23 protein-coding genes and 2 riboswitches are annotated in these 25448 nt (G+C 69.4%); of the genes, 14 read left to right on the top strand and 9 right to left on the bottom strand.

The genetic code is table 11. From position 1 onward, the window contains the following. Nucleotides 1-14: 14 nt before the first annotated feature. The gene (locus tag DNK52_RS11250; RefSeq protein ID WP_110241066.1) at nucleotides 15-2147 is read right to left on the bottom strand and encodes an acyltransferase family protein; all 2133 of its coding nucleotides are present in this window, start codon (nucleotides 2145-2147) and stop codon (nucleotides 15-17) included. Nucleotides 2148-2287: 140 nt separating this feature from the next. Between DNK52_RS11250 and DNK52_RS11245 the strand changes: the two genes are divergently transcribed. Together DNK52_RS11245 and DNK52_RS11240 are read left to right on the top strand one after the other, a co-directional pair. Further along, complete coding sequence (locus DNK52_RS11245; protein WP_110241065.1) at nucleotides 2288-2863, top strand: hypothetical protein; 576 nt, start codon at nucleotides 2288-2290, stop codon at nucleotides 2861-2863. A gap of 38 nt (nucleotides 2864-2901) precedes the next feature. Beyond that, entirely contained in the window at nucleotides 2902-3360 is a 459-nt protein-coding gene (locus DNK52_RS11240; RefSeq protein ID WP_204163494.1) for a hypothetical protein, read from the top strand. A gap of 78 nt (nucleotides 3361-3438) precedes the next feature. On the opposite strand, the gene DNK52_RS11235 is transcribed toward DNK52_RS11240, so the two are convergent. Both DNK52_RS11235 and DNK52_RS11230 read right to left on the bottom strand, forming a co-directional pair. Beyond that, nucleotides 3439-4356, bottom strand: a complete 918-nt coding sequence (locus DNK52_RS11235) for a hypothetical protein (RefSeq protein ID WP_110241064.1) — start codon at nucleotides 4354-4356, stop codon at nucleotides 3439-3441. 125 nt (nucleotides 4357-4481) lie between these two features. Then, nucleotides 4482-4796 carry a DMT family transporter gene (locus DNK52_RS11230; RefSeq protein ID WP_110241063.1) on the bottom strand — a complete coding sequence of 105 codons (315 nt, stop codon included), beginning with the start codon at nucleotides 4794-4796 and terminating at the stop codon, nucleotides 4482-4484. A 16-nt stretch (nucleotides 4797-4812) separates the two neighbouring features. Further along, a riboswitch (guanidine-III (ykkC-III) riboswitch) is annotated at nucleotides 4813-4878 on the bottom strand. Nucleotides 4879-5314: 436 nt separating this feature from the next. Here DNK52_RS11230 and DNK52_RS11225 point away from each other — a divergent pair. The 5 genes from DNK52_RS11225 to DNK52_RS11205 all read left to right on the top strand — a co-directional run bounded on the left by DNK52_RS11225 (nucleotide 5315) and on the right by DNK52_RS11205 (nucleotide 10541). Beyond that, complete coding sequence (locus DNK52_RS11225; protein ID WP_204163493.1) at nucleotides 5315-6613, top strand: PucR family transcriptional regulator; 1299 nt, start codon at nucleotides 5315-5317, stop codon at nucleotides 6611-6613. Between the two features lie 83 nt (nucleotides 6614-6696). Next, complete coding sequence (locus DNK52_RS11220; RefSeq protein ID WP_204163492.1) at nucleotides 6697-7653, top strand: siderophore ABC transporter substrate-binding protein; 957 nt, start codon at nucleotides 6697-6699, stop codon at nucleotides 7651-7653. Nucleotides 7654-7799: 146 nt separating this feature from the next. Further along, a complete protein-coding gene (locus DNK52_RS11215) occupies nucleotides 7800-8648 on the top strand; it encodes an iron chelate uptake ABC transporter family permease subunit (protein ID WP_204163491.1) in 849 nt (282 codons plus the stop codon). Beyond that, the gene (locus DNK52_RS11210) at nucleotides 8638-9675 is read left to right on the top strand and encodes an iron chelate uptake ABC transporter family permease subunit (RefSeq protein ID WP_110241060.1); all 1038 of its coding nucleotides are present in this window, start codon (nucleotides 8638-8640) and stop codon (nucleotides 9673-9675) included. Before DNK52_RS11215 ends, DNK52_RS11210 begins: the two co-directional genes overlap by 11 nt. After that, nucleotides 9672-10541, top strand: a complete 870-nt coding sequence (locus DNK52_RS11205; protein ID WP_110241059.1) for an iron ABC transporter ATP-binding protein — start codon at nucleotides 9672-9674, stop codon at nucleotides 10539-10541. The genes DNK52_RS11210 and DNK52_RS11205 overlap by 4 nt, the downstream gene beginning before the upstream one ends. 30 nt (nucleotides 10542-10571) lie before the next feature. Here the strand turns inward: DNK52_RS11205 and DNK52_RS11200 are convergent, their stop codons facing one another. From DNK52_RS11200 to DNK52_RS11190, 3 genes are all read right to left on the bottom strand, one after another. Beyond that, the gene (locus tag DNK52_RS11200; RefSeq protein ID WP_110241058.1) at nucleotides 10572-11447 is read right to left on the bottom strand and encodes a LuxR C-terminal-related transcriptional regulator; all 876 of its coding nucleotides are present in this window, start codon (nucleotides 11445-11447) and stop codon (nucleotides 10572-10574) included. A gap of 153 nt (nucleotides 11448-11600) precedes the next feature. Further along, nucleotides 11601-12530, bottom strand: a complete 930-nt coding sequence (locus DNK52_RS11195; protein WP_110241057.1) for a type IV toxin-antitoxin system AbiEi family antitoxin domain-containing protein — start codon at nucleotides 12528-12530, stop codon at nucleotides 11601-11603. Nucleotides 12531-12620: 90 nt separating this feature from the next. Continuing rightward, the gene (locus DNK52_RS11190; protein WP_110241056.1) at nucleotides 12621-14312 is read right to left on the bottom strand and encodes a phytoene desaturase family protein; all 1692 of its coding nucleotides are present in this window, start codon (nucleotides 14310-14312) and stop codon (nucleotides 12621-12623) included. Between the two features lie 181 nt (nucleotides 14313-14493). Between DNK52_RS11190 and DNK52_RS11185 the strand changes: the two genes are divergently transcribed. The 3 genes from DNK52_RS11185 to DNK52_RS11175 are packed head-to-tail and all read left to right on the top strand — an operon-like array spanning nucleotide 14494 to nucleotide 18381. Further along, nucleotides 14494-15267 carry an HAD family hydrolase gene (locus tag DNK52_RS11185; RefSeq protein WP_110241055.1) on the top strand — a complete coding sequence of 258 codons (774 nt, stop codon included), beginning with the start codon at nucleotides 14494-14496 and terminating at the stop codon, nucleotides 15265-15267. Next, a complete protein-coding gene (locus DNK52_RS11180; protein ID WP_110241054.1) occupies nucleotides 15267-17831 on the top strand; it encodes a glycoside hydrolase family 65 protein in 2565 nt (854 codons plus the stop codon). Before DNK52_RS11185 ends, DNK52_RS11180 begins: the two co-directional genes overlap by 1 nt. 52 nt (nucleotides 17832-17883) lie before the next feature. Then, a complete protein-coding gene (locus DNK52_RS11175; RefSeq protein ID WP_110241053.1) occupies nucleotides 17884-18381 on the top strand; it encodes a hypothetical protein in 498 nt (165 codons plus the stop codon). Here DNK52_RS11175 and cls read toward each other — a convergent pair. Continuing rightward, nucleotides 18367-19845 carry a cardiolipin synthase gene (gene cls, locus DNK52_RS11170; RefSeq protein WP_239455508.1) on the bottom strand — a complete coding sequence of 493 codons (1479 nt, stop codon included), beginning with the start codon at nucleotides 19843-19845 and terminating at the stop codon, nucleotides 18367-18369. The two genes, DNK52_RS11175 and cls, sit on opposite strands and share 15 nt — an antisense overlap. Nucleotides 19846-19976: 131 nt before the next feature. Here cls and DNK52_RS11165 point away from each other — a divergent pair, with 131 nt between their 5' ends. Both DNK52_RS11165 and DNK52_RS11160 read left to right on the top strand, forming a co-directional pair. Beyond that, complete coding sequence (locus DNK52_RS11165) at nucleotides 19977-20546, top strand: TlpA family protein disulfide reductase (protein WP_162598734.1); 570 nt, start codon at nucleotides 19977-19979, stop codon at nucleotides 20544-20546. A gap of 93 nt (nucleotides 20547-20639) precedes the next feature. Next, complete coding sequence (locus DNK52_RS11160) at nucleotides 20640-21536, top strand: Gmad2 immunoglobulin-like domain-containing protein (protein ID WP_110241051.1); 897 nt, start codon at nucleotides 20640-20642, stop codon at nucleotides 21534-21536. 3 nt (nucleotides 21537-21539) lie between these two features. Here the strand turns inward: DNK52_RS11160 and DNK52_RS11155 are convergent, their stop codons facing one another. Together DNK52_RS11155 and DNK52_RS11150 are read right to left on the bottom strand one after the other, a co-directional pair. Next, entirely contained in the window at nucleotides 21540-22304 is a 765-nt protein-coding gene (locus DNK52_RS11155; protein ID WP_110241050.1) for a hypothetical protein, read from the bottom strand. Nucleotides 22305-22385: 81 nt separating this feature from the next. Further along, on the bottom strand, nucleotides 22386-23330 hold the full coding sequence (locus DNK52_RS11150) for an alpha/beta hydrolase (RefSeq protein ID WP_110241049.1): 945 nt from the start codon (nucleotides 23328-23330) through the stop codon (nucleotides 22386-22388). 126 nt (nucleotides 23331-23456) lie between these two features. Here DNK52_RS11150 and DNK52_RS11145 point away from each other — a divergent pair, with 126 nt between their 5' ends. Together DNK52_RS11145 and DNK52_RS11140 are read left to right on the top strand one after the other, a co-directional pair. Further along, the gene (locus tag DNK52_RS11145) at nucleotides 23457-24197 is read left to right on the top strand and encodes a carboxypeptidase-like regulatory domain-containing protein (RefSeq protein WP_110241048.1); all 741 of its coding nucleotides are present in this window, start codon (nucleotides 23457-23459) and stop codon (nucleotides 24195-24197) included. Between the two features lie 55 nt (nucleotides 24198-24252). Continuing rightward, a riboswitch (TPP riboswitch) is annotated at nucleotides 24253-24368 on the top strand. Next, nucleotides 24357-25442, top strand: coding sequence for a thiamine ABC transporter substrate-binding protein (locus DNK52_RS11140; protein WP_110241223.1), 1086 nt, complete (start codon nucleotides 24357-24359; stop codon nucleotides 25440-25442). Its footprint overlaps the riboswitch before it by 12 nt. Nucleotides 25443-25448: the final 6 nt, after the last annotated feature.

Genomic DNA, 25448 nt, shown 5'->3' with positions numbered 1-25448 from the left:
ATCGGCGACGTGCGTCAGCGAGGCATCAGCCCACCCGAGACGAGCGCGCGATCCAGGGCAGGAGCCAGCGTGCGGGCGTACGTCGCGGTGAGGTGTGAGGCGTCGAAGTAGACAATCACCCCACCGACGACGGCGTCACAGTTCTGCGCGCGGCAGATCCTGTCGTTGAGGTCGACGACGCCCACCCCCTTGTCGGCGATCCGCGTCGCCGCCGTGGCCGCCGGGTCCGGGTCGAAGCTCACCCAGTCATCGCGGGGGCCGCCGCACGCCGCGGCGTCGGGGAGGTGCTCGGCGAGACAGTCCGGGATCGAGGTGATCTCGCCCCCGTCGCCCGGCGCCGGCGTGTCCCGCAGCACCGCGACCGCCACACCGGCCTCAGCAAGACGGCGCAGCACCCGCTCGTAGCCGTCCGCGTAGCCTGCGGCGCTCTGTTCGTACGTCGCCCCTGCCAACGGCAGGCTGACCCTGTTCGACATCACCACCAGATCGGGGGAGCGCTCCACGATCTCCTCGACCGCGGTCTCGGTCCAGTCGCGACAGGCGTCGCTGCGGGCCGGGGTGGAGAATTCGAGGTCGGCGTCGGTGGAGGCGCACTGCGAGGCCAACATCGTGGTGATTCGCCAGTCCCGACCGGTGGCGATCTGCTGCAGGGCGGGGAGCCAGTGGCCCGCGTGCGAGTTGCCGAGCAGCACCACGTCGTGGGCGGCGTCGACGTCCCCGAAGTCGCAGGTGAGCAGCGGGAACGACGGCTGGGAGGACCAGCAGTCCTGGCCACCGGAGACGTCGCCGTACGCCTGGGACTTGTCGCTGGACGCCTGCAACGGAGTGGGGATCGGCGCACCGCTGGGCTCGCTGCAGGTCTGGTCCGGGTCCAGCGCACCCGCGCCCAGGCAGGGATCCGCCTCGGCGAGGGCTTCGCGCACCTGTGCCTCGGCAGCCTCCTGCCGATCCTGGACGTGCAGCCAGAGCGCGCCCGCAAGGACCAGCACCACGGCCATGGCGGCGGCTCCGAAGCCGTACGTGGCGCCCGTACGTCTGTTCCAGGAGGCCGTCCGGAAGGGGTCCTCGACGTACTTCTTGGTCAACGCGGCGAGCCCGAGACTCAGTACGACGATCCCGGCGGCGTCGAGCAACCCCAAGGGCGCCGACAGGGCGCCGACGAGGACGACCAACGGCCAGTGCCACAGGTAGACCGAGTAGGAGATGTCGCCCAACCACTGCGCCGGGCGCAGAGCCAGCACTCCGCCCGGCGACCACCACCGGGCGTCGGCGCGCGCGGCGATCACGGCGCAGGTGCCGAGCACGGGGAGGGCAGCGGTCCAGCTCGGGAACGGCGTCCGGGCGTCGAAGGTGAGACCGGCGACGGCGATCGCCCCGAGGCCGGCCCACCCGAGCCCCACAGCCAGGAAGCTCGCGCGGGTGCCCGGGGTCGGTGGGCGCTCCGTACGGTGCAGCAGCGCGAGCGCCACCAGACCGCCGGCGGCGAGCTCCCAGACCCGGGTCGGGGACTCGAAGTAGGCGCGGCCCGGATCGCTCGCGGTGAGCCGGACCGACCAGACCAGGGAGGCGAGGGCGACGGCGCCCAGGCCGGTCGCCCACACCAGCTCGCGGCGCCACCCCGAGCGGCGGGCGATGAGGGCGAGCAGTCCGATCAGGAGGGGCCAGACGAGGTAAAACTGCTCCTCGACCGCGAGCGACCAGTAGTGCTGGACGCCTGTGGCGGCGTTCTCCGCGGCGAGGTAGTCGACGGCATCGGCCGCGAGCAGCCAGTTCACGGAGTAGAGCGTGGCGGCACCGGCCTGGCGGGCGGTGTTCTCCCAGAGGGTCTCGGGACCCAGCAGCCAGGTGGCGACGACGGTCACGGCCAGCACCAGCAGGGAGGCCGGCAGGAGACGTCTGATCCGACGCGCCCAGAAGTCCACGAAGTCACGACCGGTGCGCGGTGTGCGGGTCAGCAGGTGGGAGGTGATCAGGAAGCCGGAGATCACGAAGAAGACGTCCACCCCGACGAAACCGCCGGTCAGCGACGCCGGCGCGACGTGGTAGATCAGCACCATCGAGACGGCGAGGGCCCGCAACCCCTGGATGTCGGTGCGGGGCGCCCGGACGCTCTTCGTCGGGGCGGGTGCCTGCAGGGTGGTGGACATCGGGCTCTCGGGGCGTGGGGGTGCGACGGCACATTCTCGCAGGTGGAGGCGAGAGGGTCCGAAGGCCTCCAGATCATCTGTACTGGGCAAATTTGCCCCTGGCCCTTGTGGGTCCGCACTGCGGAGGTGATGGTCAGGCGGTGATCGTTGAAGCCCCCGCCGAATTCTGGGACTGGCTCGCCGCCCTGGCGACCCGGGCCAGCGCTGGCGACGGCAGGGCGCGGGAGCGCCACGACCTGGCGCTGGCCCTGTTGACCGACCTCGACGAGATGCGTTTCCAGCCTGATCGAGCCATGGAGACCGCGACCTTCTCCAGGATCCGTGAGGCCTCCCGGCACCCGATCTGGCGGATCTCGGCCCACGCCCCCTCCGGAGCCTGGGTGCGGCTGCGGTGCGCGTTCCCGGTGGGCACCCGGGCCGCCGTCATCGTGAGCTCGTCCGGCGACCTGGTCCGCATCGGTGACCTCTTCCATCGCAGCGTCGCGGCGCAGACCGACGCCCTCGTCGAGCACTGGCTCCGGGACCGGGCAACGGGCCGTTCGACCGCTGCGCCGGGTCTGACCAGGGCCTTCGAGCCGGGCGACGAGCACATCGCCATGGGACTGGCCCAGATGGGCACGCCGCAGCGCGTGGCCGCCGTGCGCGACGACCTACGGTTGCGCGACAGCCTGCGGATGGAGAAGGTGCGGGCGGACCGCCAGTCCATCAGGGTCTGAGACGGGCGCGCAGCACCGCGATGAGAGAGACTGTCACCATGCGATTCACCGAGCACGAGCTCACCCAGGCACTGCACGGCGCCGCCAAGATGGTGCTCGCCGGGCGGAAGGACCTCCGCAAGCAGAAGATCGACGTGGACGAGTACTGGACCACGATGGACCGCTACCAGCGCTACCAGCTGCTCGAGGGTCTGGGCAGCCAACTCATCCCGGTCCTGATCGCGCTGCCCGACGTCGAGGTGGCGGCCGGCACGCGTCCCACCTTCACCGCGGCCCAGATCACCGAGGCGGTCGAGGGGTGTGTCGGAGATGCCGGCGGCAAGTTGCGGCGCCGGGCTGCGGTCACGATCCAGGTCGCCCTGGTGGCGGCAGCGTTGGAGCGCCTGCCCGTCCGCAGCGACCCTGACGGGCTGCTCAACTCCGAGGGCGACGAGGCAACCAAGGAGGACGAGGAGTTCGTCGTGCCCGACTCGCTCGAGGGCCTCGAAGGCTTCTGAGCCGCCGTTGCTCAGCGGCCCAGGGCAGCGGCCCAGGTCAGCGGCCCAGGGTCAACGGCGCAGGGTCAGCGGCCCGGCTCAGCGGCGCAGGGTCAGCGGCATCGGGGGTCGGCGGAGGACCCGACGCGAGCTGTCTCCCTCCACGTCATCGCTCGCGTCGACGGCACTGCCGAACGGGCCGACGGTGAGCGGCGTGCCCTGGCCCACGATGAGACCCTCGAACGCCCGGGGCACACCGCCGGCGCCGGTCGAGCCGATGAGACGCGGCGGGCCCACGATCCCGGGGGACCCGTTGCCCGACGACACCCGGCGGGGCCGGACGGCGGCGGTGGTCAGGTCGTACGGGGCCAGACGCGCCTGGGTCTCCTCGACGCTGGCCAGCAGCGGGCCCGCGTCGAGTCGATCGGTGTCGACCGAGATCACCAGGCAGTGAGGGCCCACCGGTGCCAGGACGAGGGTGCCGCGGTCGTACCCGAGCCAGACGCAGGTCTCACGCAGTTCTTCGTCGATGCCGCCGAGGATGCCGAGCGCGCGGAGCCCGACCTGTCCGAGCGTCGCGCCGGCCGCCATCGCCGTGGTGTGCAGCGGTGGCAGGTCGCGACGGAAGAGTGCTGCCCAACGGACCGAGTCGCACGACTCGAGCGCTGACAGGCACACGTCGATGACGGCGTCCATTCCGTCCGTCCCGCCCGGCCCCTCCGGAACGGATGCGGCAGTCGGGGATGCGGGTCGCTTCGACTCGATCACCTGCCCGCGCAGTCGACATTCACCGGCCAGGTCCCAGGAGACCTCGGTGATGACCGTCCGGCTGCCCGTGGTCTCGAGGTGGGTCAACTCGCCCAGGTCCAGGACGTGGCTCATGGCCTTGGCGAGGCGACTCGCGTAGCGCAAGGAAGCAGCCAGCAGCCCTCCGCGCCCGTCGTCACCCACCACGATCGCGTCGACGCCCACCGAGAAGGTGGTGTCGGACTCAGGGGTGCTGGTCGTGGTCTGCACTGTTCCTCCTGGCTGGTGGTGGGCAGGAAGAGGATGACCCACGTGCGGAGGTGTTGAGGACGAAATGGCCTCCACATCATCTGAAATGGGCATGGAGTGCCGCGCGTGTCCAGTGCGACACGCGCTCAGTGCGCGAGTTTCAAGCCCACGATGCAACCCACCAGGCCGCAGATCAGCAGCACCTTCACCAGACTCACGGACTCCTCGCCGGTCGCCATCGAGTAGACCACCGCGAGAGACGCGCCGATCCCCACCCACACCGCGTACGCGGTCCCGGTCGGGAGCGTGCGCATCGCGTACGCCAGCCCGCCCATGCTGATCGTCAAGGCGCCGACGAAGACCAGTGAGGGCCCGAGGCGAGTGAATCCCTCGGTCCGACCGAGGGCGACCGCCCAGACGGCCTCGAACATTCCGGAGACGACCAGCACGAGCCAGGCCATGGCACACACACCTTTCGGTGGCCGTCCTGTCGCGTTCCGGGTACGGCTCCCTCGTCCGGGGAGCCGGGGGTGGCGGCTCCACCCGCGACGGTAGCAAGGGGTAGCCCGCCGCACCTTGTTCCCGGCATGTGCACGGTGCACAAGGGCGCGGTCGAAGTTCGTGTCCCCCGGTGGTGGTGGGACGTCGTCGTCCCGTCCTACTGTGAGTCATGCACCGTTGCTCGGTGCACGGCATCACCCCCAGTCCCCGAGTCGGGGCGACTCGGGACCCCTCGCCGAACAGATCCGACGTGTCATCCTCCTCCTGTCTCCCCCAAGGTTGAGCGAGTGGTGACGTGCTGGCGTCGTCATCTGGGCAGTGGGTCCACCGGTCGCCCCGCTCGGTGGGCCTGGTGTCGCTCGCTGTGTTGGTCGCTGTGTCGCTCGCGCCGTAGTTCCCTCGATCGCGGCCTCGGCGCCAGCCCGACCCGGTAGCGTGCTGTCGGGTCAGGGGAGCGGGTGACGAGCAGGGGGCGTCTGTGTCGGAGCATGACGCGCTGCAGGCCGCGGTCGTCCAGGTCGCCGAGAGGCTCCGGGCGAGGGTCACGGGGTTGAACGCGGCGATGGTCGCTGCCATCGAAGAGGCCATCGACGAACTGGACGACACCGAACTGCTCGGCATGATGCACGCGAGCGTCGAGGGCAACATCGACACGATCATCCACGTGCTGCGCAACGACATTCCGTTGGACAACGTGCAGGTCCCCACCGCTGCCTCCGAGTACGCGTTGCGCCTGGCTCGCGCCGACGTCGGGGCCCACGCGCTGCGCCGCGCCTACCATCTCGCCTCCGAGGCGCTGCTCTCGCAGATGTTCACCGAGGTCCAGGACCTGGATCTGGACCCCGACCTGCAGTGGCGCCTGGTCCACCACCTCTCCGGGTGGTTGAACCGCTATGTCGACTGGGTGACCCGGGTGGTCGCCGACGTCTACGAGGCCGAGCAACAGGCCCGGTTGACCCGCCGAGCCAGCGAGGCCTCCCAACTCATCCAACGGGTGGTCGACCGTGAGCCCGTCGGCGTCGAGCACTTCCACCAGGTCACCGGCTATCGCCTCGACCAGACGCACGTGGGCGCCGTCCTGTGGGTCGAGGGGGGCGGCCAGGCCGACGACCGCGTCGAGGACCTGCGTACGTTGGTGCCCCAGGCTGCGCGTGCACTGAAGATCGACGGAGCTCACCTCTTCACGCCCATCGACCGGACCAGCGCGTGGGTCTGGTTCGCCGGCGACCACGCCGAGTCCTCCACCTACGCCGACCGGCTGCGCCGGCTGCTCGTCAGCACGCCGACGATCCGGGTCGCGCTGGGCTCGCCGGAGATCCACGTGGGCGGCTTCCGACGCACCCTCGAGCAGGCGACTGCCGTACGTCTGGTGGCCAACGCGGGGCCGCAGGACCGCAACCAGGTGGTCTCCAACTCCGACGACGGCATCGCGGTGGTGGCCATGCTCGCCCGCGACCTGCCCGCCACCCGGCGCTGGCTGCAGGAAGTGCTGGGGCCGTTGGCCGTCGACTCCGAGGCTGCCGAGCGGACGCGCGAGACCGTACGCGTCTTCCTGCGCACGGGGTCGTACACCGACACCTCGGAGTTGCTGACCCTGCACCGCAACACGGTGAAGTACCGGATCTCGAAGATGGAGAAGGAGCGAGGGCGACCGTTGATCGACGGCCGGCTCGACCTGGAGCTGGGCCTGCACGTCTGCCAGGTGCTCGGCTCCGCAGTGCTCCAGAAGGAGCCGATCAGGTTGGACCGCAAGGGACGGCGGCCGGGAGGGGGCTGACGGTTGGGGGAGCCGGGTGTGGATGGCAGGTGTGGTTAGGTTAGCCTTACCTCAAGCCCGACACCTCCGGATTGGAACCACACATGCGTAGATCACCCCGACTCGCGGCCCTCATGGTCCTGCCCCTGCTCGGCTTCGGCCTGACCGCATGCGGCGACGACGGTGAGTCGACAGAGGCGTCCGGTGAGACCATCACGGTCACCGACGCCCTGGGTGAGGAGGAAGTGCCCCTCAACCCCGAGAGCGTCCTCGTCTACGACATGGGCGTCCTGGACACCCTGGACACGCTCGGCGTCGACGGCATCACCGGCGTGGCCAAGGGCGGCGCGACGCCGTCCTACCTCTCCGAGTACGCCGGTGACGAGTACGTCGGCGTCGGTGACCTCTTCGAGCCGGACCTCGAGGCCATCCCGGCGACCGAACCCGACCTGATCATCGTCGGCGGTCGCTCCGCGGCCATGCACGACACTCTCGAGGAGACGTTCGACGTCCCGGTGCTCGACATGTCGGTGGACGAGGGCGACTACCTCGCCAGCGCGAAGACCAACATCACCACCCTGGCCAGCATCTTCGAGAAGAAGAGTGACGCCGAGGAGATCCTCGCCGGGTACGACGACCGCATCGCGGCCCTCAAGGCGTCCGCCCCCGACGCCGGCAAGGGGCTGGTCCTGCTGACCACCGGCGGCGAGATCACCGCGTACAGCGTCGGCTCCCGCTTCGGCTTCCTGCACGACGACTTCGGCGTGCAGCCGGCCACCGAGGAGCTCGGTGACACCGACTCGCGGCACGGCGAGGCTGCCTCGTTCGAGTTCGTCCGCGAGGCCAACCCCGACCTGCTGTACGTCGTCGACCGCGACGCCGCGATCGGCGAGGAGGGCAAGACCTCCCAGGAGATCCTCGACAACCCGCTCGTCCGGGCCACCAACGCCTGGAAGGACGACCGGGTCACCTACGTCGACGCCGAGGCCTGGTACATCGTGGTGGGTGGACTCACCTCGCTCGGCAAGCTGATCACCGAGGTCGAGGAGAGCCTGAACTGACCACGCTCGCCCCGGCGCAGCCCGCGCGCGGACCCCTCACCGGACCTGCGCGACGGTCCGCCCTCCGCACCCCGTCGGCCCTGGCCGTCGGGGTTGCGGTGGTGCTGGCGCTGGCCGGGTTGAGTGCATGGATCGGCGTCGCGGACATGAGCTGGGAAGTCTTCTGGGTCTCCCGGCTGCCGCGCACCCTGGCCATCGTGCTGGCCGGTGCCGCGCTGGCGGTCTCCGGCCTGCTGATGCAGCTGCTGGTCCGCAACCGGTTCGTCGAGCCCTCCACCGTCGGCACCACCGAGGCCGCCGGCCTGGGCCTGGTCGTCGTCACCATGCTGGCGCCCGGTGCCCCGCTGATGGCGAAGATGCTGGTGGCCGCCTGCTTCGCCCTCGCCGGCACGTGGCTCTTCCTGCGTGTGGTCCGGCTGATGCCGGTGCGCGAGATCATCCTGGTGCCGCTGATCGGGCTGATGCTGGGCGGTGTGCTCGCCGCGATCACCACGTTTCTGGCCTTCCACAACGACCTGCTGCAGACGCTCAACAGTTGGATGACGGGCGACTTCTCCGGGGTCCTGCGCGGACGCTACGAGATGCTCTGGCTGGTGGCCGCCCTGGTCGCCGTGGCCTTCGTGGCAGCCGATCGCTTCACCGTCGCAGGCATGGGGGAGACCTTCTCGCTCAACGCCGGCATCAACCACCGCTGGGTGATGGGCGTCGGTCTCAGCATCGTCTCCCTGATCAGTGCCGTCGTCGTCGTGACGGTGGGTGTCATCCCCTTCCTGGGGCTTGTGGTGCCCAACGTGATCAGCCGGATGCTGGGTGACAACGCCCGACGCGGCCTCCCCTGGGTGGCGGTGATGGGGGCCGGTCTGGTCCTGGTCTGCGACATCCTCGGCCGGCTGATCCGCTATCCGTACGAGATCCCCGTGGGCACCGTGATGGGCGTCCTGGGTGCCGGGTTCTTCCTCTACATGCTGCTGCGAAAGCCGTCCCATGAGCGTTGACCACACTGCCACCCGCGTACGTCCCCCCTCACCGCCGCGGCCCGGCGCGCCGGCGCAGGTCCGGCGCCGAGTGCCGACCTGGGTGCGACTGGCGATCGCCGCAGGGCTCGCCCTCGCCGTGGTGGCCGGTTTCCTGGTGAGTGACACCCACGGTTACGCCGAGGTGATCGTGCCGTTGCGGATCCGCCGTCTGGCCGCGTTGATCCTCGTCGGCTGGGCGATCGCGCTCTCCACGGTGCTCTTCCAGACGGTCACCGGCAACCGGATCCTCACGCCTGCCCTGATGGGCTTCGACGCGCTCTACATCCTGATCCAGACCTCGGTGGTCTTCCTCTTCTCCGCCCGGTTGCTGAACCAGACCGACACCCGCATCCAGTTCGTCCTCGAGACGTTGGTGATGCTGGCCTTCTCGCTGACCCTCTTCCGGTGGCTCTTCGCGTCGGGAAGGCACCCGATCCATGTCCTGATCCTGGTGGGCATGGTCTTCGGGATCCTCTTCCGCAGCCTGGCCGGCTTCATGCAGCGCCTGATCGACCCGAGCGAGTTCCAGAGCCTGCAGAACCTGATGTTCGCCTCCTTCACCACCGTCGACGAGGACCTCGTGCTGGTGACGGCCCTCGTGGTCGCGGTCGTGACCGCCATCGTGGTGCGTCGACTGTCGACGTACGACGTGCTCGCCCTGGGCGCGGCGACCGCCACGAACCTCGGCGTCGACCACCGCCGTGAGACCACCCGGGTCCTGGCGCTCGTCGCCGTCCTGGTCTCGGTCTCCACCGCCTTGGTCGGGCCGATCACCTTCTTCGGCCTGCTGGTGGCCCACGCCGCCTACCAGTTGGCCGGGACGCACCGGCACGCCGTGGTGCTGCCGATGGCGGGCCTGACGGCCGTCATCTGCCTGGTCGGTGGCCAGTTCCTGCTCGAACGCATCCTCGAGGTGACCACCACGCTGTCGGTGGTCATCGAACTCGTCGGTGGCCTCGCCTTCATCGCCCTGCTGATCCACCGCGCCCGGAGAAACCTGACATGACCCAGACCCAGACCCAGACCCAGAGCTGGACCCAGACCCAGGGCCACAGCCCGACCGCCCCCAGCCTTCAGTCGTCGGCCGGTACGCCCAGGCCCCGGGCGGCCGTCGGCATCCGCGCCGAGGGGGTCACCAAGTCGTACGGGCGCACCGTCGTCGTCGACGACGTCTCCATCGAGCTGCCCGTGGGTGGCCTCACAGCGCTGATCGGACCCAACGGCGCAGGCAAGTCGACCTTCCTCTCGATCGCGGCCCGACTGCTGGCCGCCGACCACGGGCGGGTCAGCGTCGACGGGCTCGACGTCACCACCACTCCCGGTGACGTGATGGCGCGTCGTCTGGCGGTGCTGCGCCAGGACAACCACCTGGAGATCCGGCTCACCGTGCGCGACCTGGTCGCCTTCGGTCGCTTCCCGCACTCCAAGGGGCGCCCCACCCCCGAGGACCTCGTGCACGTCGAGCAGGCCATGGCCTACCTCGATCTCGAGGAGTATGCCGACCGCTACCTCGACGAACTCTCCGGCGGTCAACGCCAGCGTGCCTTCGTGGCCATGGTGCTGTGCCAGGACACCGACTTCGTGCTGCTCGACGAGCCGCTCAACAACCTGGACCTGCGCCATGCGGTCGCGATGATGCGCCGGCTGCGCGACGCCGCCCGTGAGTTGGGTCGTACGGTCGTGGTCGTCGTCCACGACATCAACATCGCCTCCTGCTACGCCGACACGATCGTGGCGATGTGCGACGGCCAGGTCGCGGCGTCGGGGAGCCCGGCGGAGATCATGCGGTCCGAGCTGCTGGAGCAGATCTACGGGCTGGAGGTCGGGGTCCACGAGCTCGACGGCCAACTGATCGCCACCTACTACAGCTGAGCCGCCTGCAGGTGGGTCGGTTGTGCTGCGCTACTCGAGCAGTCCCCACTGCAGCGCGGCGCGTGCGGCGGCGGTGCGGTTGGTGCTGCCCAGCTTGCGCATCGCCGAGCTGAGGTAGGACTTCACCGTCTCGGGGCTGAGCCCCAACTCGGTCGCCGCCTCCATGTTGGTGCCGCCGGCCCCGACCACGCGCAACACGTCCAGCTCGCGTGGGGTCAGGGGTTTCTGGTTCGGCGGCGGGCCGGACAGGGAGCGGGCCAGGGAGCCGCCCAGGTCCTGGTGGATCCGTGCCAGCCGTTCGCGCACGACCGGGTCGGCGGTCTCCGCGATCAGTTGCGCCAGGTCGGACAGCGCCCGGCGGGGGTCCCTGGTCGAGGTGGCCCCACGCCCATGCCCGCGCCCCTGCCCGGTGCCGCGCAGCGCGGCCTCCACGTCACGCTGCAGCTGCGCGGCCACCGTGGTCGCACTGCGCAGCGCCCGGTCACTCACCGCTGCGGCGTCACGGGCTGCGCCGTAGAGGACGCCCTGGACCAGTCCTGCGACGACCACGGGAACTGCGATGACCGAGGTCAGGCGCTCCTGCGCGACCACGATCTCGTCGAAGTCGTGGGTGATGTCGCGCGTGGCGGAGTAGTCGTGGACCTGCCCGGGTGCGGCATCGCGCAAAACCCGTCCGCCCAGCCCTTGCCCGGTTTCGATCTCGAGCCCGGCGAGCGCCTCTCCCTGGGTGCCGATCAGACGGCTGATCACCAGTCGCGGTCCCGCGCCGCTCCACCTGATCGCCCCACCGAAGACGACCGGCAGGCCGCTGGCGCGCTGCAGCTTGTGCAGGCGTTCGGGCAGCAGACGACTGATGAGGGCATGCGTCTCCTCCGGCTTCGATGGCGGGGCAGTCGCGTCGTTCATGGGTTCATCCTCCTCCTGAAGTGGTCGCTGTCACAGATGCACCACAACGGCGGCTGGTCGTCGCCCGCCTGCCGCACCTTCCACGGCGCTTGCGGGGAGGGTTTCAGGCATGTGGTGACTGGAACCCTCCCCGCAATCCATCCAGGCTTTGGGTCAGCACCGTGGACAGCGGGCCGCGCGGCCGTCCCAGCCCTGCTGCGTGAGCACCGCCCCGACGAGCTCGGCCGTACGACACGGTGTCCCGAAGACCTGTCCCCAACCCAGACGGATGCTCAGGTGTCCTGCTGCCGCGGCCGCTGCATCCCGTTCCAGGTCGGCGTAGCGGTCGCGGGTGAGGCTGTGGAATTCGCGGCCGTCCAGCTCGACCAGCACTCGCGCAGCGGCGTAGAGCACGTCCCGACGTCCGGGCAGGTTGGCCAACAGTGCCTGGCGCTGGCCACGAGGTAGTCGGTGCGGCCGCTCCACCTTTGTCAGGTAGCCGTGTTCCAGGACCGAACCATTGCCGTCATCCAGGCCGGCGATCACATCGGACAACAGTCGTCGCCGGGGGATCCGGGGGTGTTGAGCCAACGCCACTCCCAGTCGGGCCTGCGTCGTGTGCCGTTCCTGGAAGGTGTCGATCAGCAGCGCCACTGCGTCGAGGTCCCGGCGGGCAGCTGACGCCACCTCGATGACTGCTGACTCAAGACGCAGCCGGGGAGGCGACGCGTTCCACTGCACCCGCGCCTCCAGGCCTCGCGAACGCAGGATGCGTACGCCCGGCTGAGGCATCACACGACGTGAGTGGTCGATCCCGATCACCACCGGATCATCGGGATCGGACCCGCCGGTGCGCAGCCCTGCGGCCCGCAGCGCGGAGGTGCCGGTGAGGGCCGCTGGCTCGGCGTACAGGACGGCGGCCCACGCCCGTTGCTGCCACGTGGGCTCGCCGGTGTGGTCGACGTACACCCCCCGGAGCAGCGGGGTGAGGTCTCGGCGGCGGACGAGACGTCGTACGTCGTGGTCCTCGAGCCCTGCGGCGACGGCCTGCGTGCGGGAGACGACGCCGGACTGACGGTGCAGTGTGGCGGAGAGTCGGTGCATCACCTGAGCCTGCTGATCGGCCGGGTGATCCGGGTGGGAGTGAGCCCGTAGTTGTGGAGAAGCCTCAGTTGCTCGCTTCTGGGGAGGGTTTCAGGCGTGTGGTGCCTGAAACCTTCCCCGCAGCGAGGGGTCCGCGAAGACGGCACCGGCGGCCATCTCGGTGTACAGGTCACGGCCGAGGATCGCGCCCGCGGTGCCCGCACCGCCGTACAAGGTCCCGACCACGCCGTGCAGGTGCCTGGTGCCGGCGCCGGTGAGGAAGAGACCTGGGATCGGTGACTTCACGTCCGGGCGGAAGCGGCCGATCTGGCGGGAGGCCAACTCGAGGCCGTACGCCGATCCGTCGGTGGCGAGCGTGAAGCGTTCCTGGGTGACCGGGGTTGCGGCCTCGCGGTGCACGATGTGCGCGCGCAGGTCCGGGATCACCAGGCAGGCGGTGTCGATGACGGATTCGGTGAGTCGTTCCTTGGCGTCGAGGTAGCCCGCGTGGTGGCTGTACCGCTCGCCCGCGCTGGGGCCGCCGGCCCGCAACGCCCACGTGTTCCTGTCGGACGGCGCCACGGCCACGAGGGTGAGCACCGACTGGCCGTGGGGTGTCGCCTGCGCGCCGGAGGGGTCCTTGAGGGTGCGCGACGTCATGAGTACGGGGACCCGGTCACCGATCCGGCCCGCGTACGCCGCCTCGTAGGACGCCTCGACGTCGGTGTCCGGGTGGATCCACTGGGTGGTGTTCGGCAGACGTTCGCGGAGGTCGATGTCGACGGCGAGGTGCACGGTGAAGAGAGGTAGCGCCATCGTCCAGCTCTCGGCCCTGCGCAACAGGCGGGGCGGCAGGTGCTCACGACCGACCAGACCGAGGTACGTACGTTTCGGGTCAGCGTTGGAGACAACCGCGCCGGCATGGATCTCCGTGCCGTCGACGAGCGTCACGCCGATCGCGCGACCGCCCTCGACCATGATTCGGTCGACCTTGACGTCGGTACGCACGACGCCGCCGTGGGCCTGGATGGTCTGGGTGAGCCGAGCCGGCAGCACCTGGCCGCCGCCGCGCGGATACCAGGCGCCGGAGGTCAGGTGGTGGGCGAGGAAGCCGGCGTGCACGGCCACCGGTGCCTTGGACGGGGGGAGGGCGTAGCCGCCGGACTCGCCCGCGATCACCGCTCGGGCGTTCGGTGAGAGGCCGCAGGTGTCGAAGAGCTTCGCCAATCGGCGCCGGCCCCAGCGCAACGTCGTGGGGCTGCTCAGAGCAGCCTTCGCGCCGGCGGACCAGCCGGTCGTGTGCGGCGCACGCACCTGTGCCGCGACCTCCCGGAGCACGCCGACGCAGCGGCGCAACGCGGCCTCCTCGGCGGGGAAGGTCGCGACGAGCCGCTCGACGTACGCCTCCCAGCCGACCGGCACGCGGAACCGCACCTCGGGCAGGGTGATCGTGGAGAAGCCGTCGGGGTCGAGGGGGAGCCATTCGATCTGGTCGCCGATGCCGAGCGCGTCCGTCAGGGTGCGCATCCGCCCGCCCGGCTCGCACTCGCCGACGTGGTGCACGCCGACGTCGAAGTCGTAAGGCGTATCTGCCGGCCGATGCGCCTGCGCGTTGCCGCCGACGACCCGGTGCTGCTCGAGCACGAGCACTCGCTGGGAGTTGGTGGCGAGAAAGGCGGCGGTCGAGAGGCCGCCGAGCCCGGCACCGATGACGACGGCGTCCCAGTGCTCACCGCTCCAGTGGCCGTCAGTCTGGTCAGGAGCAGGCTCGGTGGCGCCGATGACGAGGTCGGTCAGGCTCATCGGCAACCCTCCTGGAGTCGGTCTGCGGAGAATGTACGCCGACGAGCGCGGAAACCTGCGCGCAGAGGCCCACCCTCGACCGGGCGCAAGAGGGCGACGTCGGAGGAGTGCGGCACGACTCACATCCGTTCAGTGTCCTGACGACGCAGACTCACGCGGGAACAAGCCCTACGCTCGTCCAATGAGCGATTCCTCCTTGCCGGGCCAGTGGTCCGACCATGCGGCCGTGCTCTTCGACCTGGACGGCGTGGTGACGCCGACCGCCGAGGTGCACATGCGGGCCTGGTCGGCGATGTTCAACGACTTCCTGGGTCGCGAGGACGCCCCCGGCGGCGGCGACCGCTCGCCGTACGAGCCGGCCGACTACTTCGCCCACGTCGACGGCAAGCCGCGCTACGACGGGGTCCGCGACTTTCTCGCCTCCCGCGGCATCGACCTGCCCGAGGGCAGCGACGACGACGCCGGTGACGCACTCACCGTCCGAGGCCTCGGGAACCGCAAGGACACGGCGTTCAACGAGGTCCTCGAGCGCGAGGGTGTCGTGGCCTATCCCGGCAGCGTCGCGCTGCTCGACCACCTGCGTGACCTCGGCATGCCGCTCGCGGTCGTCTCCTCCTCCCGCAACGCTCCCGCGGTGCTCGCCGCCGCTGGCCTGAGCGACCGCTTCCTGACCGTGGTCTCCGGGGCCGTCGCCGAGGAGTTGGGTCTGCCCGGCAAGCCGGCGCCGGACACGTTCGTCCACGCGGCCGAGGTGCTCGGTGCGCCCACCCAGAAGTGCGTGGTGCTCGAGGACGCCGTCTCCGGCGTACGCGCGGGTGCGGCTGGCGACTTCGCCCTGGTGATCGGCGTCGACCGCGGCGTCGGGGCGGACGCGCTGACCGAGGCAGGCGCCGACCTCGTCGTCGCCGACCTGGCCGAGCTCGTCCCCTCTGAGCGCGAAGAACAGGTGAACTGATGGGCCACAGCAAGTTGCGCGAGAACCTCGACCGCGACCTCTACCCGGTCGACGAGTGGCGACTGGTGGAGACCGCCTTCCAGCACATGGGCACGGGTGCGGAGGAGACCCTGTTCGCCGTCGCCAACGGCTACCTCGGCATGCGCGGCAACCCGGAGGAGGGCCGAGAGGCGGTCGCCCACGGCACCTTCATCAACGGCTTCCACGAGACGTGGGAGATCCGGCACGCGGAGAGCGCGTTCGGGTTCGCGCAGACCGGCCAGACGCTGGTCAACGTGCCGGACTCCAAGGTCATGAAGCTGTACGTCGACGACGAGCCGCTGGTCCTCGGCGTCTCCGAGCTCGAGGAGTACGAGCGCGCGCTCGACTTCCGCACCGGGGTGCTGAAGCGACGTCTCGTCTGGCGTACGCCGGCCGGCAAGCGCGTGTTGGTCGAGTCCACGCGCATGGTCTCGATGGCCCAGCGGCACGTCGCGGTTCTCTCGCTGGAGGTCACGATGCTCGACGGCAACGCGCCCGTCGTGATCTCGTCGCAACTGATCAACCGGCAGGACGGCTCCGACGACTTCCGCGGTCCCGACAGCTCGAAGGGATCGATGGGCGACCCCCGCAAGGCCGCCGCCTTCTCCGAACGCGTCCTGATCCCGAAGGCGCAGGCCTGCGAGGACGGCCGACAGATGCTCGGGTACCAGTGCGCCGCGTCGGGGATGACCATCGCCGTGGCCGCCGAGCACCGCCTCGAAGGTGCCGAGGACCCAGACGTGGTGACGCGGGTGGGCGACGACCAGGCCAAGACCGTCTACCGGACCAACGCCCGCGAGGGTCAGACGATCCGGCTCGAGAAGATCGTCACCTACCACTCCTCGAAGGGGGTCCCGGTCCGCGAGCTCTCGGATCGCTGCGACCGTACGCTCGACCGGGTGTCAGGGCTGAGCGTCGCCGACCTCGAGGCCGAGCAGCGCGAGTGGTACGACGCCTTCTGGGCCTCCTCCGACGTCCAGGTCGGTGCGTCGCCCGACATCCAGCAGGCGGTGCGCTTCAACCTCTTCTGCCTGGCCCAGGCGACGGGTCGGGCGGACGGCCAGGGCATCGCAGCCAAGGGCGTCACCGGCAGCGGTTACGAGGGCCACTACTTCTGGGACACCGAGATCTACGTGATCCCGTTCCTCACCTACACCCAGCCCGGCCTGGCCCGCAGCGCCCTCCACTTCCGTCGTCGGATGCTGCCCGCTGCCCGGATCCGCGCCTCGGAGATGGCACAGAGCGGCGCACTCTTCCCGTGGCGCACGATCAATGGCGAGGAGGCCTCGGCCTACTACGCCGCCGGCTCGGCGCAGATGCACATCAACGGCGACATCGTCTACGCCCTGATGCAGTACGTCGTCGCGAGCGGTGACGACGCCTTCCTGCGGGAGGAAGGGGTCGACCTCCTCGTCGAGACCGCCCGGATGTGGCGTGACCTGGGGTTCTGGCGCAGCAACGGGCAGCCCAGCTTCCACATCCACGGCGTCACCGGCCCCGACGAGTACACGACGGTGGTCAACAACAACCTCTTCACCAACCTGATGGCGCGCTTCAACCTGCGTGCCGCCTCCCTGGTGGTCTCCCGCATGCGGACGAGCGACCCGGCCGCCCACCGCGCCCTGATCAATCGCCTGCACGTGCAGCCCGACGAGGTGGAGGAGTGGTTGCGCTGCGCCGAGGGGATGACGATCCCCTTCGACGCCGGTCTGGGCATCCATCCCCAGGACGACTTCTTCCTGGACCGTGAGGTCTGGGACCTCTCCCGCACGCCCCAGGAGTTGCGCCCGCTCCTGCTGAACTACCACCCGCTGGTGATCTACCGCTTCCAGGTGCTCAAGCAGGCCGACGTGGTGCTGGCCCTCTTCCTGCACGGCGAGATGTTCACCGACGAGGAGAAGAAGGCCGACTTCGAGTACTACGACCCGATCACCACGGGTGACTCGACCCTCTCCGCGGTCGTGCAGTCGATCATGGCGGCCGAGGTGGGCCACCACGAGATGGCGATGGACTACTTCTGGCACGCGCTGCACACCGACCTCGGCGACCGCCACGACAACACCGTCGACGGGATCCACGTGGCCTCGGCGGGCGGCGTGTGGAGTGGCTTGGTCTTCGGTTTCGGAGGGATGCGCGACCAGGGTGGCCAGCTCTCCTTCGACCCGAGGTTGCCCGTCGACTGGGAGGACCTCCGGTTCAAGATCTCGTGGAAGGGTTCCTGTCTGTCGGTGCACCTGACGCAGGACGTCCTGCGTCTGGAGATCAGCGAGGGCGAGAACCCGATCACGCTGTCGGTGCGCGACGAGGAGTTCACGGTGGCCCCCGGGACGCCGGTCGAGGTCCCGCTGGAACACCAGGGCCCGCGTTACGACGGTCGACTCGGCAACGAACCCCAGACCGGTGGGATCCGCGCCGACGGCACCCGGATCACTGCGGGCGTCCCGGACCCGGTGCCGATGGAGGCACGACAGGACCCGTACGCCGCCTGGACGCCGTCGGCGATGACGCCGCCGGGCGCCCATCCGGACATGGAGGAGCCCTGAGCACGAGGGCCCTGAGCACGAGTAGCCCTGGGCGCGGGCTAACTTTGGCCCCGTGACGTCCCCCCACCTCACCGACATCCACCTGCAGGTCCTGACCTACCTGTCGTTGTTGGGCGAGACGACGCTGGACGAGTTGTCCTACGTCAGCGAGCTCCCCGAGTCCGACTGCGAGGCCGAGTTGATGGACATGGCTGTCGTCGGCACCGCCAAGTGGGGCAACGGCCCGGACGCCTGGGTCGTCACGGACGCGGGACGCGCCGAGCACGCGACCAAGGTGCACGACGAGATGAGCCGGCTGGGGGTCGAGGACGACGTACGCCGGGCGTACGGGGTGCTCGCCTCCGCGACCGAGGATCGCGATGCGGTGCCGGAGGCGGCGGCGCAACTGGCCAGCCGGATGCGCCGTTTCGCTGGCTACACCCACCGGCTCGCGGCGGCCGCTGCGGGTCAGGGACCGGAGAGCTGGGAGCGGGTCGTCGGCCAACTGCATACGGATCTCGCGATCACGCTCGGGGAGTCAAGCCCGGGCCCACGCTCACTGCAGTGCTGAGGTGAGCCGCATGATGTTGTCGACGTATCGGGCGCCCACCGAGCGCTGGCTCCACTCCTCGAGGGTGAGCTCCTTCGAGAGCGCGCGGTAGGTGTCCTCGATCTCGCGGATCGCTCGGACCACGTCCGGGTCGACCATCATCAGCGACATCTCGTAGTTGAGCGAGAACGACCGCTGGTCCATGTTGCTCGTGCCCACCACGGCGACTTCGTCGTCGACGCTGAAGAACTTCGAGTGCAGGATGTACGGCGCAGGATAGCGATGGATCCGTACGCCGGCCTCCAGGAGGGCACGGTAGAAGGAGGCCTGCGCGTGCCCGACCGCGAACTGGTCGGAGACCTCGGAGACGAAGAGTTCGACCTCGACGCCGCGCTGGGCGGCGGTGGTGACGGCGTACAGCAGGGATTCGTCGGGGACGAAGTACGGGCTGGTGATCGAGAGGCGCTGCTCGGCGGCATAGATGAGGGTCGTGAAGAGTCGCAGGTTGTTCTCGCTGGGATAGCCAGGGCCACTGGGCACCAGCTGGCACGGGACGTCGTGCATCGACTCGGGCGCGCCGCCGGTGACCGGATGTCCGGTGACTTGGAGGAGTTCGTCGGTCTCCAGCCACCAGTCGCCGGTGAAGACGGCTTCGAGGGAGGCGACGACCGGCCCTTCGAGGCGAAGCATCAGCTCCACCCACTCGCGTCCGTGCTTGTGGTTCTTCGGCTTGTTGTAGCCGCGTTCGATCAGGTTCAGCGACCCGGTGAATCCGATTTCGCCGTCGATCACCAGAAGCTTCCGGTGGTTGCGCAGGTCAGGTCGCCGCCAGCGGCCCCGCAGAGGCTTGATCGGCAGCATCGGGTGCCAGTCGATCGTCGACTCGGCCAGGAACTTCAGCATTTCCCGGTGCACCGGGATACCGCGGGAGCCGATGTGGTCGAAGAGGAAACGGACCGTGACGCCCCGTTCGCTGGCCTCGGCCATCGCCTCGAAGAACGGTCGGGTCAGGTCGTCGAGGGCCGCGATGTAGAACTCGACGTGCACGGTCGCGCGAGCCTCGCGGATCGCCTGGGTCATGGTCCCGATCGCGGACTCGTAGTCAGGCAGCAGGATCACGTCGTTGGCGTCATGCAGCGGCAACGCCCCGAGCGTGCTGTTGAGCCGTACGGCCGAGCGTACGGGCGGTGAGAAGGCGTCGAGGGTGGCCGGCGGCGGCAGGTCGCGGGCGCGCTCGCGGATCATGGCATTGATCTCGGCCTGGCGCTGGTGGCGTCGCCGTCCGACCCGGTTGGAGCCGAAGAAGCTGAAACCGATGAAGCCGAGCATCGGGTTCAGCAGGACCATGAGCAGCCAGGCCATGCCGGTCGAAGGTTTGCGGTTGCCGGGGATGATGCCGAGCGCGGCGACCCGCATCGCGATCTCGATGGTGACCACGACGCCGCCCAGCACCGCTGCCACGAGCGATATCTCATCGAGGTTCACGCTCGCAGCATAGGAGACGAAATCCCCGGCGGCTCTTCTCTACTTTGGCTTCGACTGACTGGACGGCCTCCCGGTTGGGGTCCCGCTAGGCTCGGCGCGCCCAATGAGTGTTGAGAGAACCGGGGACTCCAGTGTTGTTCAAGGGACGGTGGGTCCTCGGCCTCCTCAGCGCCGTGGTGGCCGTGCTCGTCTCCGCCTGTTCGCCTGCGCCCGTGGGATCGGGAGCGGAACAGGGAAAGCCCGATGCAGTCACTCTGGGATGGTACGAAGTCAAAGGAAGCCCGGAAGTCGCACTGCCGCCCGGAGACCCGATCAGTGACGCTGACTGGAACACAGCAACCCCTTGGATCCTGATCAACTTCTGGGCGAGTACCTGCGGTCCGTGTCGCGCCGAGATTCCAGAACTCAACGAACTTTCGAAGGCGAACTTCATCCAGGTGTTGGGAGTCTCCCGCGACCAGTTCGTGAAGTATGCGCGAGAGTTCGAGGACGAAGTGGGGGCCGAGTTTCCATCTTGGATGGACTCTGACGGGAAGTACTCGGAGTCATTCGTGAAGCACTTGCCACGCAATGGTCTTCCTGTCTCCGTCCTGGTTCATCAGGGGGAATTGGTGGCGGTCCATCTCGGGCCGATCAAGTCCAGTAGCGCAGTCCCCGACTTCATCGCCTCCACGGAACGGTCAGATCCCGCCCGGCAGTGAGCACGGTCCTGGCGCGGGTTCTCTACTCACCTCTGTCGCTGGCGGACTGGCGTACGCCTTCCCTCCACCGCGAGCGGGTGCAAACATGACCTCATGCCAACCCCAGTCCTCACCCGTTCCCGCGCCCACCGTCGTACGTCGGCCCTCGCCCTCCTGATGATCGGCTCACTCGCCCTGGCTGGTTGCGGCGACGACGAGCCGGACACGGTGGCCGACCCCTCGACCTCGCCGTCGAACACCCCCTCGGTCACTCCCACGCCCACGCCGAGCGACGACGCGGACCGCAGCTTCTCGGACATCACCCCGGTCTACTTCACGATCGACACTCGCGCCGGCCTGCGGTTGGTCAGGGAGCCCCGCGAGACGGGCATCGACGGCATCGGAGCCGTCGAGGCGATGATCGGTGGTCCCGAGGACCCTGACTACACGACCAGCTGGAACCCTGACACCGAGGTGCTCTCGGTCGGTGAGTCTGACGGCGTGATCAACGTCGACCTCTCCGCCGAGGCGCGCGAGGCCAACGTGGGAGCCGAGGCCGCCGAGATGATGGCCCAGCAGCTGGTGTGGACCGTGACCCAGCTCTACGGCGACGACCTGGCCGTCCAGCTGCTCATCGACGGTGAGTCGGCCACCGACATGTGGGGCCACGTCGACTGGGCCGACCCGATCGGTCGCCAGGCCGGTGACGACGTGCGCGCGTTCGTCGGGATCGACACCCCGGCCGAAGGCGAGACGATCACCGGAGACCTGACGGTGACCGGTGAGGCGATCGCCTTCGAGGGCACCGTGCTGTGGCGTGTGCTCGACCCGAAGGGCAAGGAGATGGAGGCAGGGTTCACCACGTCCGAGGAAGGGATGACCTTGGCGCCCTACACCTTCACCGTGTCGCTGAAGCCCGGCGACTACGTCGTCGAGGTCTCCGAGGACGACGCGTCCGACGGTGAGGGCGGAGCCCCGCTCGTGGACACCCGCACGATCACCGTCGAGTAACGCTCAGGCCGGATCCTCCGGCCGTCCCGGCTGCTCGGTCTGGTCCGTCTGCTCGGTCTGGTCCGGCTGGGCGGTGTCGGCCGGGGGGCGGTGCAGCCGGTCCGGCAGGCCGGCCCGCGCCTGGAGGTGCGGGTCGCCCAGGAGCCACTGGGTCAAGGGTCCTTGCGCCTCGCGGTCGTGGTGGATGACCGGCTCGGGCATCATCCGCCCTTCGGCGGTGTCCCAGAAGGAGTCGACCCGTCGCGACAACATCCGGGCGACGCTGCCGGCCACCCCCTGTTGGGGCAGGTGGGGGTGGGGACGGGTGGGGGCCTTGACCTCGGCCCGGTGCAGCACCGTCGACCAGTCCGGGTCGCCTTCCTGGCGGTGCCGGTCGAGGTCCTCGGCCAGCGCCAACTCCATCGGGGCGATTGTGAGCAACTCCCGCTCGATGTCGTCCCACACCTCTCGCCAACTGCGGTTGACGGCGTAGACCGAGCCGTACAGCTTGGCCTTGGCCTGGTTGAGCGCCAGCGCGAGGTGGCGGCTCTGGGTGAGGAACGCCTTCGCCCGCAGGTGCCCGTCGGGCAGGCGGGTGCGCGCGGCAGGGATGAGGACCTGGCTCAACGCGGTGTAGTAGCGGCTCGCGGTGGCCAGGAAGGTGTCGATCGCTGGGTACTCGTCGCGGGGCTGGCCGGGATCGGGGCTGCCTCGGGATGCCCTGGCGCGGGCGAGGCGTTCCTCGATCAGCTGATGCGAGTCGCGGATGTCGGTGAGCAGGGCGTCCATGTCCCGGACCTCCTTCGGCGCCCGAGCAGCGCCTTCTCTCCCAGTGTGGCCCAGGTCACACCCCAAATCAACGGAGGAACCTCACCGCAGGAAGTCGAGCACCTGTCGCATCGCGTTGCGGCCCTCCGGGACCACCGGGAAGATGCTGTAGACGTGCAGCAGGCCGTGCTCCTCGATCGAGGTGAGGTCCCATCCGGCCTCCACCGCCCGGCGCGCCAGCATCCGGCATCCCGGCGCGAGCGTGTCGCGGGTGCCGTGCAACATCAAGGTGGGTGGCAGGTCCCGCAGGTCGCCCAGGGCGGGGGAGACCTCGGGGCGGGTCAGGTCCTCGGCGCCGCCGGCCCACCACTCGGCGTACAGATGGATCTTGCTCAGCATCAGCCACGGATCACCGAGGGAGGCCTCATCGGTCCCGGGGGCACTCATCGACAGGTCGGCCCACGGCGCGTGCAGCACCATCTGCGCTGCCTGCGGAGTCGTCTCGGTCGCAGCACGGTCCCGCATCCCCTGGGCAATCGCCAGCGCGTAACCCCCACCGGCGGAGTCACCCATCAGCGTCATCCCGCGTTCGCCGGCCTCGCCGGTCTGCTGCGCCCAGGTCACGGCCAGGTCGAGCATTTGCTCGTACGAGTCCCGCCAGGTGTGCGCGGGGGCGAGCGGGTAGTCCCCCATCACGATCCGGGCGTCCAGACGCCGAGCCAGGGTTGCGGCGTAGAGCACGTGGAACTGGTCGATCGGGGCCATGTAGCCGCCGCCGTGGACGTAGAAGATCGTGCGCGTCACCCGGCGTCCGCGGGGGGCGAAGACGTACGTCGGGAAGCCGGTCGAGTGGTCGACGTCGAGCTCGAAGCGACGCTCGAAGTTGCGTACGAGGCGGGTCGGGAGTCCGCCGGGCAGGCCGGCCTGCCAGCGCAGGATGCGGGCCCGTTCACGGTCAGGGTCGTCGAGTTCGCGCGCCTGGCGCACCCTCGGCAGCACGTTGGCGACGAACTGGTGGAGCAGGCTGGGTGATCTCCGGATGCGCACGTCGACGACGGTAGGCGACCCGCCCACACTCCGCGGGCGGTGCTGGACGGTGTGGCACGAGTTTGTGGTCTGGTCCGCCTGCGAGATGCACGCCGCAGAGCAGCGCGGGACCCTATGCTTCGCCGCATGGGGAAACTGTTTGGGGGAGCCGCGGCTGCCCTCGCGCTGGTCGCGTCACTGTTCATCGTCGACACCGCTGCCATGGCATCTCCGCTACCGCCCGGCTACGAGGAGCCGGTCCCGGACCCGACGCTCGCGGGCATGGGTGGCACGGTCTACAACAAGTTCGGTGGCCTGATGCGTGACGGCGTCCAGGCCGAGCTGCAGACCAAGAACACCAAAGGACGGTGGGTCGCGGAGAAGCGCCCCTACTCGTCGGCGAGGTTCATCTGGACGGACGCGAAGTGGTGGTTCACCGAGCTGCAGCCCGGCACCTATCGGGTCAAGTTCACTGCCTCGCAATGGCACACGTACGTCACCAAGCCGGTCACGCTGAAGAGCGGCCAGTACGTCGTCAAGAACCCCAGGATGAATCCCGGCGGTCGGTTCACCGGCAAGGTCACCCGCGCGGCTGGTCGCGACTTCGCGGCTGGCATCACCGTCTACAAACGCACCAAGATCACCAAGGGCGCGCGCAAGGGGCAGGTCAAGTTCAAGAAGGCCGGCTCCAGCATCGTCGACCAGGACAACAAGGGCTTCCGGGTCGGCAAGCTCAGGAAGGGCACGTACGTCATCTGCGCGGCGCTGCTCTACCCCGAGACGGCCTCCAGGTGCGTCGGTGGCGGCACCACCTCGAAGTTGAAGAAGGCCAAGCCGTTGCGGATCAAGCCGGGCCAGCAGAAGTCCTACAGGATCCGCCTGCGCTGAGCTGTCACGCGGCATGGGCGGATGCTCGCTCGGACGATCCGGGACGTAGGGTGGGGGCACACGACAGGGGAGCACAGCGCCGCGAGGCAGCGTGCTGAGAGTGCGGAACCGCCGCAGACCCTAGAACCTGCTCCGGTTAGTACCGGCGAAGGGAGTCCGATGAAGTTCCTGCCCATTTCCTTGCGAGGTACGAGGCGCGCAACGACCGCGCTCGCCGCACTGACCGTCCTGACGGGGGCCTCACTCGCCGGGTGCAGCCTGGTCGGCGGCGACTCCGGGTCCGAGGGGGACGCGGCCAAGGAGGTCGTGCTCGTCACCCACGACTCCTTCTCGCTGCCCGACGAAGTGGTCGCACAGTTCGAGGAGGAGCACGACATCAAGCTGGTCGTGCGCGGCTCCGGGGACGCAGGCGCGCTCAGCGCCAAGCTGGGACTGACCGCCGCCAAGCCGATCGGTGACGTGGCCTTCGGGATCGACAACACGTTCGCGTCGCGCACCCTCGATGACGGCGTCTTCGCCGAGCACTCGGTCGAGCTGCCCCCGGGCGCCGAGGAGTACGCCCTCGAGGAGGGCGGCGACCGTCTGGTCCCGGTCGACACCGGACACGTCTGCGTCAACGTCGACAAGGCCTGGTTTGACAAGGAGGGCGTGGCCCCGCCGGTCACCCTCGCTGACCTGACGAAGGCGCCGTACAAGGACCTGATGGTCGTGCCCAGCGCGGCCAGTTCCTCGCCCGGGATGGCCTTCCTGCTCACCACCCACGCCGCCTTCGGGGACGACTGGAAGGGTTACTGGGAGGACCTCCTGGACAACGGCGTCAAGATCGTCGACGGCTGGTCGGACGCCTACTACGCCGACTTCACAGCCGGCGGTGAGGCCGGCAAGCGACCGATCGTGCTCTCGTACGACTCCTCGCCTGCCTTCACCCTCGACGACGACGGCGAGTCGACCACCGAGGCTCTGCTCGAGACCTGCTTCCGCCAGGTCGAGTACGCCGGCGTGCTGGAGGGGGCGGCCAACCCCGAGGCGGCTGAGCTGGTCCTGGAGTTCCTCCTGAGTGAGGAGGTGCAGAGCGCGCTGCCCACCTCGATGTACGTCTACCCGGTCGCGGACGCGACCGAGATCCCCGACGAGTGGGCGGCCTGGGCGCCCAGCCCGACGGACCCCTTCGTCGTGCCGCCGGACACGATCGCCGAGCAGCGCGACACCTGGTTGAAGGAGTGGACCGACCTCGCGACGCGCTGACGCGGC

Origin of the sequence: Nocardioides gilvus (assembly GCF_003194605.1) — a bacterium.
GTDB classification, from domain to species: domain Bacteria; phylum Actinomycetota; class Actinomycetes; order Propionibacteriales; family Nocardioidaceae; genus Nocardioides; species Nocardioides gilvus.
Note: the sequence above shows the minus strand (reverse complement) of the source record. Positions and strands in the feature narration are given on the sequence as shown.